This window comes from Nonomuraea sp. NPDC004186 (assembly GCF_053603495.1).
The window spans coordinates 20,271-34,216 of the sequence record NZ_JBSGFQ010000078.1 but is presented as its reverse complement, the minus strand read 5'-3'; the positions used below and the strand labels follow the sequence as shown (position 1 = coordinate 34,216).

The 13,946-nt window shown below is 72.4% G+C and carries 10 protein-coding genes; 3 read left to right on the top strand and 7 right to left on the bottom strand.

The window, feature by feature from the left end; all coding sequences use genetic code 11:
• Positions 1–66: 66 nt before the first annotated feature.
• A complete protein-coding gene (locus ACWEPL_RS44250) occupies positions 67–672 on the bottom strand; it encodes a response regulator transcription factor (RefSeq protein WP_355211647.1) in 606 nt (201 codons plus the stop codon).
• A 60-nt stretch (positions 673–732) separates the two neighbouring features.
• Between ACWEPL_RS44250 and ACWEPL_RS44245 the strand changes: the two genes are divergently transcribed.
• A complete protein-coding gene (locus ACWEPL_RS44245; RefSeq protein ID WP_452439733.1) occupies positions 733–2,613 on the top strand; it encodes a sensor histidine kinase in 1,881 nt (626 codons plus the stop codon).
• A 22-nt stretch (positions 2,614–2,635) separates the two neighbouring features.
• Here the strand turns inward: ACWEPL_RS44245 and ACWEPL_RS44240 are convergent, their stop codons facing one another.
• The 3 genes from ACWEPL_RS44240 to ACWEPL_RS44230 form a co-directional block, all read right to left on the bottom strand.
• Entirely contained in the window at positions 2,636–3,088 is a 453-nt protein-coding gene (locus ACWEPL_RS44240) for a winged helix-turn-helix domain-containing protein (protein ID WP_452439732.1), read from the bottom strand.
• 76 nt (positions 3,089–3,164) lie between these two features.
• Complete coding sequence (locus ACWEPL_RS44235) at positions 3,165–3,605, bottom strand: YkvA family protein (RefSeq protein WP_363985307.1); 441 nt, start codon at positions 3,603–3,605, stop codon at positions 3,165–3,167.
• Positions 3,602–4,192: a Chromate resistance protein ChrB gene (locus ACWEPL_RS44230; RefSeq protein WP_452439731.1), complete on the bottom strand. Its 591-nt coding sequence runs from the start codon at positions 4,190–4,192 to the stop codon at positions 3,602–3,604. The genes ACWEPL_RS44235 and ACWEPL_RS44230 overlap by 4 nt, the downstream gene beginning before the upstream one ends.
• A gap of 267 nt (positions 4,193–4,459) precedes the next feature.
• Here ACWEPL_RS44230 and ACWEPL_RS44225 point away from each other — a divergent pair, with 267 nt between their 5' ends.
• Positions 4,460–7,861 carry a protein kinase domain-containing protein gene (locus ACWEPL_RS44225; RefSeq protein WP_452439730.1) on the top strand — a complete coding sequence of 1,134 codons (3,402 nt, stop codon included), beginning with the start codon at positions 4,460–4,462 and terminating at the stop codon, positions 7,859–7,861.
• Here ACWEPL_RS44225 and ACWEPL_RS44220 read toward each other — a convergent pair.
• A complete protein-coding gene (locus ACWEPL_RS44220; protein WP_452439728.1) occupies positions 7,822–9,213 on the bottom strand; it encodes a M20/M25/M40 family metallo-hydrolase in 1,392 nt (463 codons plus the stop codon). The genes ACWEPL_RS44225 and ACWEPL_RS44220 overlap by 40 nt on opposite strands.
• A complete protein-coding gene (locus tag ACWEPL_RS44215; protein WP_452439727.1) occupies positions 9,203–10,318 on the bottom strand; it encodes an MFS transporter in 1,116 nt (371 codons plus the stop codon). Before ACWEPL_RS44215 ends, ACWEPL_RS44220 begins: the two co-directional genes overlap by 11 nt.
• A 148-nt stretch (positions 10,319–10,466) precedes the next feature.
• On the opposite strand from ACWEPL_RS44215, the gene ACWEPL_RS44210 reads away from it, so the two are divergent.
• Entirely contained in the window at positions 10,467–13,262 is a 2,796-nt protein-coding gene (locus tag ACWEPL_RS44210) for a helix-turn-helix transcriptional regulator (protein ID WP_452439726.1), read from the top strand.
• A gap of 21 nt (positions 13,263–13,283) precedes the next feature.
• On the opposite strand, the gene ACWEPL_RS44205 is transcribed toward ACWEPL_RS44210, so the two are convergent.
• The gene (locus tag ACWEPL_RS44205; protein WP_363985319.1) at positions 13,284–13,901 is read right to left on the bottom strand and encodes a CGNR zinc finger domain-containing protein; all 618 of its coding nucleotides are present in this window, start codon (positions 13,899–13,901) and stop codon (positions 13,284–13,286) included.
• Between the last annotated feature and the right edge of the window lie 45 nt (positions 13,902–13,946).

The window sequence follows — 13,946 nt, the reverse complement described above, 5'->3', positions numbered from 1 at the left end:
GGCGGGTCGCTCGATAGCGTGTCCGTCACCTGTTGAGATGTGAATTTTTCATAGCGACGGGCGGCCTCAGATCCAGCCCGCCTCGGTGGCGATCCTGATGGCGTCGACGCGATTGCGAGCGTCCAGTTTCGCCGCCGCGGACGTGAGGTAGTTGCGGACGGTCCCGGGGGTGAGGAAGAGCTGTTCGGCGATCTCCCCAGGGGAGGCGCCCGTGGCCGACAGGCGGAGCACCATCGTCTCCCGCTGCGACATGGGACTTGCCGACGCCTCCAGCGCCGCTGCCGTGAGCGCCGGGTCCAGCACCCGGCCGCCCGAGGCCACGGTCCTGATCGCACCGGTCAGCTCGGCGTGCCGTACGTCCTTGGGCAGGAACCCCGCCACCTGAGCGGCGAGCGCCCGACGGAGCTGGCCCGGCCGGTTCAGACCGGTCAGGATGAGCACCCGGCACCCGGGCAGCCGCTCGCGGAGCCGTTCGGCGGCGGTCAGGCCGTCCACCTCGGGCAGGTCGATGTCGAGCACGGCCACGTCAGGCCGGACCTCCAGCGCGGTCGGCACGATGAGCGCGCCAGAGGCGAGCTCCGCGACCACCTGGAGGTCGTCTTCCAAGGACAGCAGTCCCACCAGCGCCGAACGCAGCAGCTCCACGTCCTCGGCGAGCAGAATCCTGATCACGCCGAACAGTATCACCAGGCCTTCCGGCAGCCGGGTGTGGTGCCAGGCAGGTGGTACCGGATGATTGGTCCCACTGATCTCCAGTTTCCCGACGCGGCAGTGAAGGACGACCCGGTGGACGACGAGTTGGACGACACTCGGGATACGCGGCTGCGGTTGGTGCGCGCGATGATGTGGGCCGCCCTCGGCCTGATCATGACCTTCCGGCTGATGGTGGCGTTGGAGGAAGGGCTGGCGTGGCCGGTCGTGCTCGTCACGATGGCTCCCTATCCGCCGCTGGTGGCGTTGCTGACCGGGCCGCATCGCCTCCGGGTCCGCAACGGCCTGCTGGCGGCGCTGGTGATCCTGTACGCCGTGCCGTTCGCCGTCGCGGGCACCCACTGGGAGTGGCTGCCGTGGCCGCTGGCGGTCGCGGTGCTGTGCTCCTTCCGGGGGCGGGTTGCCTGGCCGCTGTTCGGGCTCCTCCTGGTCGCCACGGGCGTGGCCGGATTGTGGGCCGGCGACGACGTGCTGACGACGATCATGAGAACGCTGAAGACCGCCACCAACGGTCTGATCGTCTTCGGCCTGTACGCCCTGACGGTGATGGCGGCCAGGCTCGACGCGGCGCGCGGGGATCTGGCGCGGTTGGAGCTGCAGCGGGAACGGCGACGGCTCGGCGGCGAGCTGGGCGCGGTCGTCGGCGAGCACCTGCGAGCGGTCTCGGAGCGGCTCGCGCAAGCCGTCGACGCCGACCCGGAGATCGCACGCGACCGGCTCCACGTGGCCGTCGGCGCCGCCCGGCAGGCGCTGGCCGACATCCGCGCGACGGCCGCCGGCTACCGCGTCTCGCCCCCTTTGCCGCCGCCGATCGAGTCGCCGAAGGTGGCGCGCCTCATGCTGGCCGCGCTGATCGCCTGCCAGGCCTCGCTTCACGCGGTCGTCTCCGTCATGACCTACCACCGGCCGTGGACCCTGCTCCTGACGGTGCCGTTGATGGCCGCGGCCGGAGCGGTCCTGTTGCTGATGAAGCCGTCACGCAGGCAGCTGATCCTTCTCGGGCTGCTGCTGGGTGTCCCCGTCATACCGTTCGGCTACCTGCTCTGGGAGCTCATCTTCCTCACCTGCCTGTGGCCTTTCTTCCTCGGGCTGGTGCTCACCCGCATGCGGCCGCCGCGCTCCCTGGTCCTCACCGGTGTGGCGGTGGCGCTGTACATCGCGCTCCTCTTCTACCCGCCGCCGGTATCCAACCTGCCGGGGATGGCGGCGAACCTGATATCCCTGACCATCCTCACCTGGGTCTCCTACGGTTTGATCCGGCTGTCGAATCTGGTGGTCCTGCTGCACCAGGCCGAGCGGGACCTGACCCGCGAAGCCCTCATCCAGGAGCGCACCCGGGTCGCCCGCGACCTGCACGACCTGCTGTCCTTCAGCCTGTCGGCGGTGGCGCTCAAGGGAGAGCTGTGCGAGCGGCTGCTGGACATCGACCCGGTACGCGCCCGCGCCGAACTGGCCACGCTGCCCGAACTGGTCGAGCGCGCACGGGCCGAACTGGAATCAGTGGCCCACGCGACCGTGGGGCTGAGCCTCGACCAGGAACTGGCCGCGGCGCACACCGTCCTGGAGACCGCCGGGATACGAACCGTCGCCACCGTCGAGACCGGACCCCTGCCACCCGAGGTGGACACGGCGATGGCCGCGGCATTGCGCGAGGCGGTCACCAACGTCGTACGGCACAGCGCCGCCCGAACCTGCACCATCACCATCGTCTCCGTGGGCCACACGGTCCGGCTGCGCGTCGTCAACGACGGAGCCGCCGAAGCCCCGCCCTCAGCCCCGCGACCGGGCCCCGGCGGATCAGGGCTGACCGGCCTGGCCGAACGCACCGGGGGCCGGCTCACCGCCGGATCGCAAAGGGGCGGCCGCTTCGAACTGGTCGCCGAATTCGCCACAGATCCTTAGGGCCGGGAGGAGTGTGCACCGGCTAGGCGATGTGGTAGCCGACTCCGGGCGTCGTCGCGATGACCGGCGGGTCGCCGAGCTTGCGCCGCAGCCGGCCCATCGTCACTGCGACGGTGTTGGTGAACCGGTCGGCGTTCTCGTCCCACACCTGTTCGAGCAGGGTTTCGGCGCTCAGAAAGCCGGGGCTCGTCCGCAGCAGCGCCTCCAGCACGGCGAACTCCTTCACCGAGAGGTCCCGTTGCCGCCCGTCGCGAACGACCGTGCGGCGGACCGGGTCCAGCTCGATCCCGGCCGCGCGCAGCGTCCGGGGCCGCGCGTCGGGCTTGCGGCGGGCCAGGGCGTGCTGGCCCGGATGGTCAACGGGCTGCTCGCGCTGGAGCACGCGGCCACCGTACCCGAGCCGGTCGACCTGGACGCGGTGCCGGCCGACCGGGCCGCCGTCTGGGCCGCCCTGGCCGCCGAACACCACGTGCACCTCACCCTGAGCGGCCAACCTGCGGGGAAGGTGCAGGCCATCCCGGAGGCTCTGCAACCCGCCCACGATTGCGCCGTCATTCCGCTTCTTGAGGACCGGTGGCCGCTCTGTCCAGCCCGGTCAGCCGGGCCAGAACGGCGAAGCCGTCGTCGGTGCCGGGCCAGTGCCTGCGTACGGCGGGCAGCCCGGCGCGGCGTACGACAGAGCGCAGGACGGCGGTGACGATGATGGCGTCGTCTGCGTAGCCGAGCAGGGGGATGAAGTCGGGCACCAGGTCGATGGGAAGGGCCAGGTACGCCAGCAGCAGCGCCAGCCGGACCCGTACCCCGCGCGGCAGGTCGGGGTCGGCCGCCAGGCGGCGCACCAGGCGCAGCACATCCGGCAGCAGCCGCAACGCCTCACGCAACAGGCCGCCACGGGGCCGGACGATCGCCAGCGCGCCGATCAGCACCACCCAGGCCACCAGCAGCGCCACCACGATCCCGATCAACAGGTCCCAGAACCACGAGCCGGTCATGCCTCATCACCCTCACGCACATCAGATGGCCCGACGCCGATCGGGGCCTCGGCCGCCAGCGCCGCCTGCTCGAAGGCGGCCAGGTCGGCGGACGCCTCCTCGACCGCCGCCCGAGCCGCCGCGCCGGTCGGGGCGGCGAAGTAGTCCCGCGCGTCGATCTTGGCCATCCAGGAGCGGAACCGTTCCAGATCCGCCTCCGACTCCTCGACCTCGGCGTAGGTGGCCCGGCCCCGCTCCCGTTCCATGGCCAGCTCGTCGCGGAAGGCGGGCAGGCGCTCCAGCACCTCGGCGTACTCGGCGTCGCGGGCGGCGTTGAACTCGCCGATGACCTGCCGCTCCTCCGCCGCGTCGGTCAGGGTCAGGCGCAACATGCGGCCCGTGCCGCCCTGCTGGCGCACCCGATCCAGCAACCGCCGCACCTGCCGCAACGTCTGCTCCCGCTCGGGCAGCAGACATACCGACTGCTGCAGATACAACGCCCCCAGCGAACGCAGCTTGCGCCACACCTGCACACGAAGCGTCGGCGCGGCCCCGGCCGTGGACACGCTGACCAGCAACCATCCCGCCTCGTCCGTAGGATCCGTCACGCCGCCATGTTACATCCGTAACAAATGGCGGCAAGAGGTGTACATCGCATCGGATGCACACCCGCTCCGCCGTCGCCGGGGTCGGCGGGGTCGGCGGTGCGGGTGCTCCTGGTCGTGGGAGGGACGCTGGTCGTCCCCTTACCGATGGCGCAGGCTGAGGCTCTGCTCGCGCGTCCTCGGCGCCGTACGAGTGAGCTCTCGTGATCGAACTTTATTCGGGCCGGGCGCATCGAATCCCGCATAGTCACTGACAAACGGGGATGATGTATGGCGACGAAACTGCTGGATGGGGATCCGCAGCGGCTGGGGCAGTACTGGCTGGCAGGGCGGCTGGGCGCGGGCGGCCAGGGGGTCGTCTACGAGGCCTACACGGAGGACGCCCGCCGCGTCGCGATCAAGGTCCTGCACAGCGACCAGGCCGCCCAGTTGGGCAGGGAGATGACGGCCGCGCAGCGGGTGGCCTCGTTCTGCACCGCGCGCGTGCTCGATGCCCAGTTGGAGGGGACTCGCCCGTACATCGTCAGTGAGTACGTCGAAGGGCCGAGCCTGCGTCAGGTCGTCCTCGACGGCCGCCGGTTCGTGGGCGGGGACCTGCACCGGCTGGCCACCGCCATCGCCACCGCCCTGACCGCCGTCCATGAGGCAGGCGTGATCCACCGCGATCTGAAGCCGGACAACGTGCTGCTCGGGCCGGACGGCCCGCGAGTGATCGACTTCGGCATCTCCCGGACGATGGAGATGTCGCTCACCGAGACCGGCCTGGTCTCGGGAACGCCCACGTACATGGCCCCGGAGGTGTTCACCGGGCACCGGGCGGGGGCGCCGGCGGACGTGTTCGCCTGGGCCGGCATCATGATGTTCGCCGCCACCGGCGAGGACCCGTTCCAGGCCGAGAGCCTGGGTGGGGTCATGCACCGCGTGTTGTCCGCCAGCCCGGATCTCAGCGTGCTGCCGGAGTCGCTGCACCCGCTGGTGGCCGCCGCCCTGGCCAAGGATCCGCTGGACCGTCCGACCTCCCGGGAGCTGCTGCTCGGCCTGGTCAGCGGCGGCGGGCAGCTGGATGTCGCCGGGCTGCTCGCCGTGGGCGGCCGCGAGGCCACCCGGATCGCGGTGACGGCCGACGACCCCGCGCTGGGCGCGCTGGCGGAGGAGGCGTACGCGATGCTCGGGCCCGCCGAGCGCGAGATGGTGGCCGAGGTCTTCCTGCGGCTGGTCACCGTGGACGAGCACGGGGAGCTGATCGGACGGCGGGCGGCCCGGGCCGAGCTCCTCCAGGGGAGGGGGCAGCACGAGACGGCGGCGATCAACCGGATTCTGGAGGTGTTCACGTACCTCCTGGCCACGGGCGGCGAGGAGATCTGGCTGGCGCGGCCGGCCCTGCCGCACGCCTGGCCCAGGTACAGGCACTGGATCGGCAACAACCGCGACGGGCTGGCGGTCCACCGGGAGATCCTCACGGCGGCGCGCCGGTGGGACGGGGCCGGCCGGCGGGACGGCGACCTGTTCCGCGGCAGCAGGCTGGACGACGCCCTGCAGTGGGCGGCCAACTCTCGGCGCGACATCACGCTGGCCCCGGTGGAGCGAGGTTTCCTCCAGGCGAGTGCGGACCTGTCCAGACGCGGTGCCAAGCGTGCCCGGCTGGTGTCGCTCGCCCTCGGCGGGCTGCTGGTGATCTCGCTGGTGGCCGGCGGGCTGGCCGTCCAGCAGGGCCTGGTCGCCGATCGGCGCGCCGAGGAGGTCACCGCGTCGCTCGGCAGGTCGGAGGCGACCCGGCTGGCCGGGCTCGTGCAACAGGTACGCGTCACGGATCCGATGCTGGCGATGCGGCTGAGCGTGGCGGCGTGGAGCCTGGACCGCACGCCGCTCACCAGGGCAGGGCTGATGACGGCGCTCGCGCAGCGCGAGTCGGCGACGTTCACGGATCGGGTGAGCGCCGGTGACACGGTCCGGGCCCTCGGTGCCGACGGGCGTACCTTGGCCGACGTCAGCCAGGACACCGCCCAGGTGTGGGACGTGCGCACCGGGAAGCGGATCGGTGGGATCAACCGGCTGGGGCTGGCCGGAGACCAGGTGACCGCGGTGGCCCTGGCCCCTTCGGGCCGTACGCTCGTCGTCCTGACGGACAAGCGGATCCGGGCCTGGGAGCTGTCCGGCGGAACGGCCATCGGGACCTGGGTCTTCGATCGCCCGCTCGACCTCGTGAACGGCTGGGCGGAGATCGTCCGCGCGGACGACCGGACGGTGGTGATCCGTGACCCCGACAAGTACCAGCAGTGGAACCCGCGGACCGGCGAGCGCACGCGGCCTTCCACGGTCGCCGCGACGGCGAGCGCGGACGGCAGGTGGCAGGCGACGCCGCGGGCGAAGTCGGTGCGCCTGACCGACGTCGAGGACAGGTCCGTCGTGGACATCGGCGTCAAGGACGGCGCCGGCACACAGGGGACCTGGAACCGCGGCGCGGTGACGGTCAGCGGGGACGGGAAGCTGCTCGCCTCGATCACCGGCGAGGAGGTCCAGTTCTGGCGGATGGCCGACGCCCAGCTGCTCACCGCGGTGCCGCTGCTGGGCAACATGGACACTGACGGCGAGCAGCCCCAGGGCGCCTTCGACGGCCGGACATTCCGCTACCTCGTCGAGGACCGGGTCTTCTCCGTCGACGTCTCCGACCTCTCCGTCACCCCGGCGGACTCTTCGACCAATTTCGGCAGGCTGAGCCCGGACGGGCAGCTCTCGGTGACCCAGACCGGCGACCGGACCCAGCTGCGCGACGTGCGCAGCAACAAGGCGGTGGGCGCTCTGCCCGCCACGGAGGAGGCGTACTTCAGCAAGGACGGCAGGCTGCTGGCCGCGGTGGACCAGGGCACGGTGAAGATCGTGGACGTCGCCACGCGAGCCGTCCTGGGCCAGATCGACCCGGGAGATCTGGAGCCCCACGTGGTGAGCTTCAGCCCGGACGGCACCCGCCTCGCGCTCGTCCTGCGCAGCCCGGACGATGGCCGCGCCGTGCTCAAGTACGCCGCCCAGGTATGGGACTGGAAGGCCAAGCGGAAGCTCTGGAACACGACGCTCCCGGAGACGAACGACGTGGCCTTCTCCCCCGATGGCAGGCGGCTGGCTCTCGCCGGTGCCGGCCAGCGCCTGCTCGACGCCGCCACCGGACGGCCGGTGACCGGGCCCTTCAGCGCCAGCGGAAGGGACACCGTCGGCCGCCGGATCTTCTTCCTCCACAAGGGCGACGGCGTGGTGGTCCTGGACTCCCGAGGCCGCCTGACGCTGTGGGACACCGCCGGCAAGCGCCTCGGGCCGGTCGTCCGCGACAAGTCCGGCGATCTGTCGATCGCCGCCTACTCCCCGCGTGACGACGTCGTCGCGGTCGGCGCGACGGACGGCAGGGTGCGGTTGTTCGATCCGGTCACGGGAACGAGCCTCGGTACGCTGCGTGACTTCGGGGGAGGCCGGGATTCGGAGATGGGGCAGCTCCAGTCGATCGCCTTCACGGCTGACGGGGCCGGCGTCGTCACCCTTGATCTCAACGGGGTGGCGCGGACGCACGTCGTCGAGCCTGCCGGCGTCATCCGGGCGATCTGCCGGCGGGCGGGCGGCTCCCTCACCACCGCTGAATGGAGGGCCTACGTCCCGGACCTTCCGTACCGCGACAGCTGCTCTTGAGCGCGGGAGCCCCAGTCCGCGAGTTCGGTGAGCAGGAATGCCTCGGCGAGGCAGGCGCGTTCGAAGTCGGCCAGGTACAGGTTCTCGTCGGTGCTGTGGGCACGGGCGGCTGGGTCGCCTCCGGGGCTCGTGATGAGGACGGCGGCTTTCGGGTACGCGGCGGCGAATTCCGCGACGAAGGGGATGGCGCCGCCGCCTCCGAGATCGACCACGTCGGCGTCGAAGGCCCGCTGATAGGCGCGGCGTGCCGCGTCGAAGGCCGGACCCCGGGTGTCGACCGCACAGGGCTGCGCGATCTCCGCCTCGGTGACCTCGACCTGCGCGCCCCAGGGTGCGTGGTCGCGGAGGTGCCTGGCCAGTGCGGCGCGGGCCCGTACCGCGTCGTCGCCCGGCGCGATGCGCAGGCTCACCTTGGCTCGGGCGGATGCGGTGAGGGCGTTGGCGGCTCCGGATACGGCGGGCGCGTCGATGGCCAGGACGGTCGCCGCGGGTCCGGTCCAGACCCGTTCGGGGATGCCGCCCGAGCCGAGCAGCCTGACGCCGTCGAGCACGCCTGCCTCGGCCCGGAACCGTTCCGCGGGGTAGCCCGTCCGCGGCGGGCTGCCGGTGACCAGGCCGTCCACCGCGACGTGGCCGTCCTCGTCGTGGAGGGTGGCGAGCAGGCGGCACAGCGTGGTGAGCGCGTCGGGAGCGGCCCCGCCGTACGTGCCGGAATGCACGCTCTCCGCCAGCGTCCGCACCTCGACGACGCAGTTGGCCATGCCGCGCAACGTGGTGGTGAACGAAGGGACGCCGACGTCGATGTTCTCCGAGTCGGCCAGCACGATCACGTCGACGGCGAGCCTGTCACGGTGCCGGTCGAGGAAGGCGCCGAGCGTCGGGGAGCCGATCTCCTCCTCTCCTTCGACGATGACGACGACTCCGACCGGCGGACACCCGCCGTGCGCGCGCAACGCGGCCAGGTGGGTGGCGATTCCCGCTTTGTCGTCGGCGGATCCGCGGCCGTACAGCCGCCCGCCACTTTCGCGCGGCTCGAACGGCCTGCTCGACCACAGGGCCGGATCGCCGGCGGGCTGCACGTCGTAGTGGGCGTACAGCAGCACGGTGGGACGGCCGGGTGGTGCGGGGCAACGGGCGAGGACCACCGGCCGGCCGCCGGGGACGTCGTCCAGGATCTCCACCTCCTGCGCGGCGCCGGAGCGGAAGAGCTGTGCCGTCAGCTCCGCGCAACGGCGCACGTCCTCGGCAGCGGCCGGGTCGGCGCTCACCGAGGGGATGCGGATGAGGGCTTCGAGGTCGGCTCGTACGCCCGGCAGCGCCTTCTGCACGGCGCGCCGCAGGTCATCGCTCATTGATGGGTTTCCTTTCCGATCGGGTGTCGAGCCAGGAGGGAAGAACGGCGAGAGCCAGCACCGCGGCGATCAGCGCGAACCCCGCCGGATATCCCGCGGGCCCGGCCACGAGTCCGAACCCGACGGCGCCGATCCCCATCCCGCCGTCGTAGGCGAGGTTCCACAGCGCGCTCACCCGGCCGAACGCGGAGGAGGAGGACCGCGCGAGCATCAGCACCAGGGTGACGTTCTGGGCGGCGCCGAACCCGGCGCCGAAGAGCGCCGCCCCCGCGATCACCGCGTAGGGGTTGTCGAGCCAGACGATCCCGGCCATCCCGATGACCGCGGCGAGCACGGCCGGCATCAGCAGGACGGACTGGCCGTGGCGGTCGCCGTATCGGCCGGCCGCCCACCGTGCGAGCGGCATCGCGCAGGAGTGTGCGAGCAGCGCCGTCGCGGCCGTCCCCGCTGAGCCGGCGGGGACGGCCAGCGGCAGGAACGTCAGCAGCACGCCGGCCGCCGGCGTGATCGTCGCGAAGACGATGGCGGGCCGGGCGAGACCGGCGTGGCGCAGAGCGCGAAGGACGCCCCCATGCTGCTCGACCGGCGCCGCCCTCGCGGGCAGTCCTGGAATCCCGATGAGCGCGAGCAGCGCCAGCCCCGTCCCCGCGAGGAAGACCGGCCCGTAGCCGATGAGCGGAACCAGCCACAAGCCGGTCGGCAGCCCCAGGATCGCGGGGATCCCGACGGCCACGCCGTACGCGCCCAGCGCCTCGCCCCGGCGTTCGGCCGGGGCCAGCTCGGCCACCATGGCGGGGCCCACCACGACCACGATGGCCAGGCCGGCCCCGCGCGCCAGGCTCGTGGCCAGCACCATCGGCAACGCGGAGGACAGGACCAGCAGGGCCGGGGGAACGCCGAGGAGGAGGACGCCCAGCGCCATGCCGACGCGGTAGCCGTACCGGGCCAGCAATGCCGGCATGGCCAGTTCCATGAGCACGGTCGCCAGCATGGTGACGCCGGTGGAGAACCCGGCGCCCATATCCCCCGAACCACCTGACGTCGCGTACAGCGGAACGATCGGAACAAGCAGGTAGAAGCTCGTCATCGCAGCGACCGAGGTCATCCCCAGGATGACCATCGGACCGCGGAGCAGCGGTTGCACACCGGTCTGGATCACCGGGCCAGCCTCGCCAGAACGGCCGCCGAACACATCGGGCGAATGCCCTATCCGCCATCCCTAGGTTTCATCCCGATCTGAGAGCCTGTGTCCCATGGTCTTCGTAGGCAGGGACGCGGAGCTGGCCGCTCTGGACGCGGCCTACGCGCATGCCCGGGAAGGCTCTCCCGCCACCGTGCTGCTCGGCGGCGAAGCCGGGGTGGGCAAGTCCCGGCTGATCGCCGAGTTCGCGGCGCCGCTGGCTGGAGAGGCGTGGCTGCTCTCGGGAGACTGCCCCCAGGTGGGCGAGAACGGCCTGGCGTTCGCGCCGTTCACCGCCATGCTGCGCCGCCTGCTGCGCGAGATCGGCGCGGACGGCTTCCTCCGCCTCCTGCCCCGTGGCGAGCCCGGTGAGCTCGGCAGGCTGCTGCCGCTCCTGGGCCGGCCCGCCGGTGACGGCGATCCCGCCCTGACGCAGGCGCGGCTCTTCGAAGAGTTCCTCACCCTGTTCGAGAACCTCGCCGAGGACCGGCCCTTGGTGATCGTCGCCGAGGACGCCCACTGGAGCGATCGCTCAAGCCGGGAGCTGCTCGACTTCCTCATCAGGAACCAGCAGGCGGCCGCGGCGTTCCTCCTGGTCGTGACCTACCGGAGCGACCACCTGCACCGGACGCATCCGCTCCGCCCCGTGCTGGCCGAATGGGATCGCCGGCCGTGGACGACCCGGATGGAGCTCGGCCGGCTCAGCAGGGGCGAGGTGGTCCGGCAGCTTCGCGGCCTGCTCGGCGGCGAGCCGGCCCCCGCGGTCATCGAGGACGTCGTCCGGCGCAGCGAGGGCAATCCGCTGTTCGTCGAGGCGCTGTCGGCCCGGGCGGGCGCGCCGGTGCCCGCGTCCATTCGCGACCTGCTGATCACCCCGCTGGACCGGCTGCCGCGGGAAACCCGCCGGGTGGTCCACGCCGCGGCCGTCGGCGGCGCCCGGGTCGGCCACGCGCTGCTGCGCACCGTCACGGGGCTGGACGACGCCGGCCTCACCGACGCGCTGCGCCCCGCGGTGAGCGCGAACCTCCTGCTGATCGAGGAGGAGGTGTACGCGTTCCGTCACACGCTGATCCAGGAGGTGCTCTACGAGGACGTGCTTCCCGGGGAACGCGGGCACCTTCACGTACGCTATGCCGAAGCCCTGGAGACGGACCCGGAGCTCGCCCCGCTGGGCCGGGCGGCGTACGAGTCCGCCCTGCACTGGCACGCCGCCAAGCGCCATCCGGCCAGGACGCTGGCGGCCGCCCGCCGCGCCGCCGCCGAGGCCGCGGCGTCCCTGGCGCACGCGGAACACCTGCACATGCTCCTTCGCGTGCTGGAGCTGTGGGATCAGGCGCCCGATCCGGCCACCTCCAAGGCCGGCGTGCTCGACGAAGCGATACGCGCCGCCGTCGCCGCGGGCGAGAACTCGACCGCCGTCCAGCTGGTCGAGGCAGCGCTCCCGGCCGAGGTCGATCCCGCGCGTGCCGGCTGGCTGATCGCCCACCGCGGCGAACTGCGCCACCTCCTCGGCCTGCCGGGCGACCTGGACGACCTACGCGAAGCCGCCCGGCTCACACCGGACGGGCATCCGGCACGCGCGACCGTACTCAATCTGCTCGCCAATCGCCTCCTCACGGTCCCGCTGGAAGAGGAAGGCCGCGTCGCCGCCCGCGAGGCGCGGGAAGCGGCGCAGGCCGCGGGCGATGCCAGGGCTGAGGTCATGGCCACCGTCAATCTGACGTACGCGCGGGCACGCGCGGGCGACCTCGACGCCCAGCTGCCTCACCTGATCACCGCCCAGGCGACGGCCCGCCGCATCGGTGACGAGGGCGCGCTTTTGCACGCTTATCGCTGTGAGGCCGACGTCCTGCAGGGTGCCGGCAGGTACGCCGAAGCGGCCGAGGCGGCCCGCCAGGGACTCGCCGCCGCCACGCGGGCGGGTCTCGCCCGCACCGCGGGCCCGACCCACGCGGGCAACCTCGCGGAGGCGCTGATCGCGCTGGGCCGGTGGGACGAGGCCACCGAGATCGTCGAACACGCCCTGCGGATCACCCCGACACCCAGCCTTCGCGCGTACCTGATGGTGCTGACCGGCACGATCGCGCTGGCCAGAGGCGACCTCGCAGGCGCCGAGCACGCCGCGACCCACGCCCGCGAGGTCTTCACCAGAGGCACGTCCTATGCCCAGGACCACCTCCTGCTGGTGCGTCTGGAAGTGGATCTGCGCAGAGCGCAGGGGCGCACGGCCGACGCCGCGCGACTCGTGGAGGAGGCGCTGAGCAGCGGAAGAACGAGCCCGCGCTACCTGTGGCCGGTGATCGAGGCGGGCGCGTCCCTGCCCGTACCCGGCCTGGCCGAGGCCGCGGCCGCGTTGCCGGTGATCGGGCCCGTCCAGGAGGCCCACCGCCTCGCCCGCACCGCCGCGACCGGACAGCCTGACCTTTGGGCCCGCGTCGCGGCCGCGTGGAGAGATCTTCGCCAGCCGTACCCCCAGGCTCTGGCCCTGCTGCGGGCCGCGGAACACGCCGCGGAGACGGGAGACCGCTCCGCTGCCTCCTCCCATCTGACCGACGCCTCCCGGGAGGCGGGCCGCCTGCGGGCAGAGCCCCTGCGTGCCCGGATCGAACGGCTGGCGCGCCTGGCCCGGATCCCCCTCGCCGTGCAGGTCGGAACCGAGCCGGCCGAGGAGCGCGAATTCGGCCTCACGCCGCGCGAGCGGGACGTGCTGCGCCTGGTCGCCGACGGCCGTACCAATCGGCAGATCGCCGAGGAGCTGTTCATCTCGGTCAAGACGGCGGGCGCGCACGTGAGCAACATCCTCGCCAAGCTCGGCGTACGCAGCCGCGTCCAAGCCGCCACGGCCGCCCACCGGCACGAGTTGATCTAGTTCTTCCGAAGGCGTAGGCGGTCAGGTCCCGGGCAGGTCTCGGGCGGCCGTGGCGCTGTGACGCTGGTAGTGGCGTGCCGCCCGGGCGCGGTTGCCGCAGGACGGCTTGCACCACTCCTGCCGCCCGTGGCTCTTGACGAAGTAGCGTACGCAGCGCGGCGCGTTGCAGGACCGCAACTGCTCACGCTGCGGACCGCTCAGAAAATCGATGGCGGCCCGCGCCAGGCCGGCGATCAGCCGGACGCCGGCGTCGCGCTCGCCCGACAACACTGCCGTACGAGGTGTCCCGCCCTCGGGCCAGTCAAGTTGCGGGACGATCGCCTCACGGGCGGCCGCCGCGTTGAGGTGCGCCAGCGCCAGCTCGGCGGGCATCAGCCGATGGGCGTCGGCCCGGCTGGGCGGCGCCGGGCTGACTGCCCGCGCGAACAGCGCCCGCACGGCCCGGCGCAACTCGACGATCTCGCTCCTGAGCTCCTCGTCCATCGTCAGCCCCGCAAGGTCGACGTGGCCGGCCAGCAGCTCGGCCTGCTGGTGGATCCAGCGGGTCGCACTCTGCAAGGTCGCCAGGTCGTCGGCGACACCGCCGTCGCCGTCGTGACGGATCGTGCTCGCCAGTTCCAGGGCCGGCCAGCGCTCCACTCGAACCTCCCGGTTGCTTGCGTCCCATCCATACCTTATGTTCCT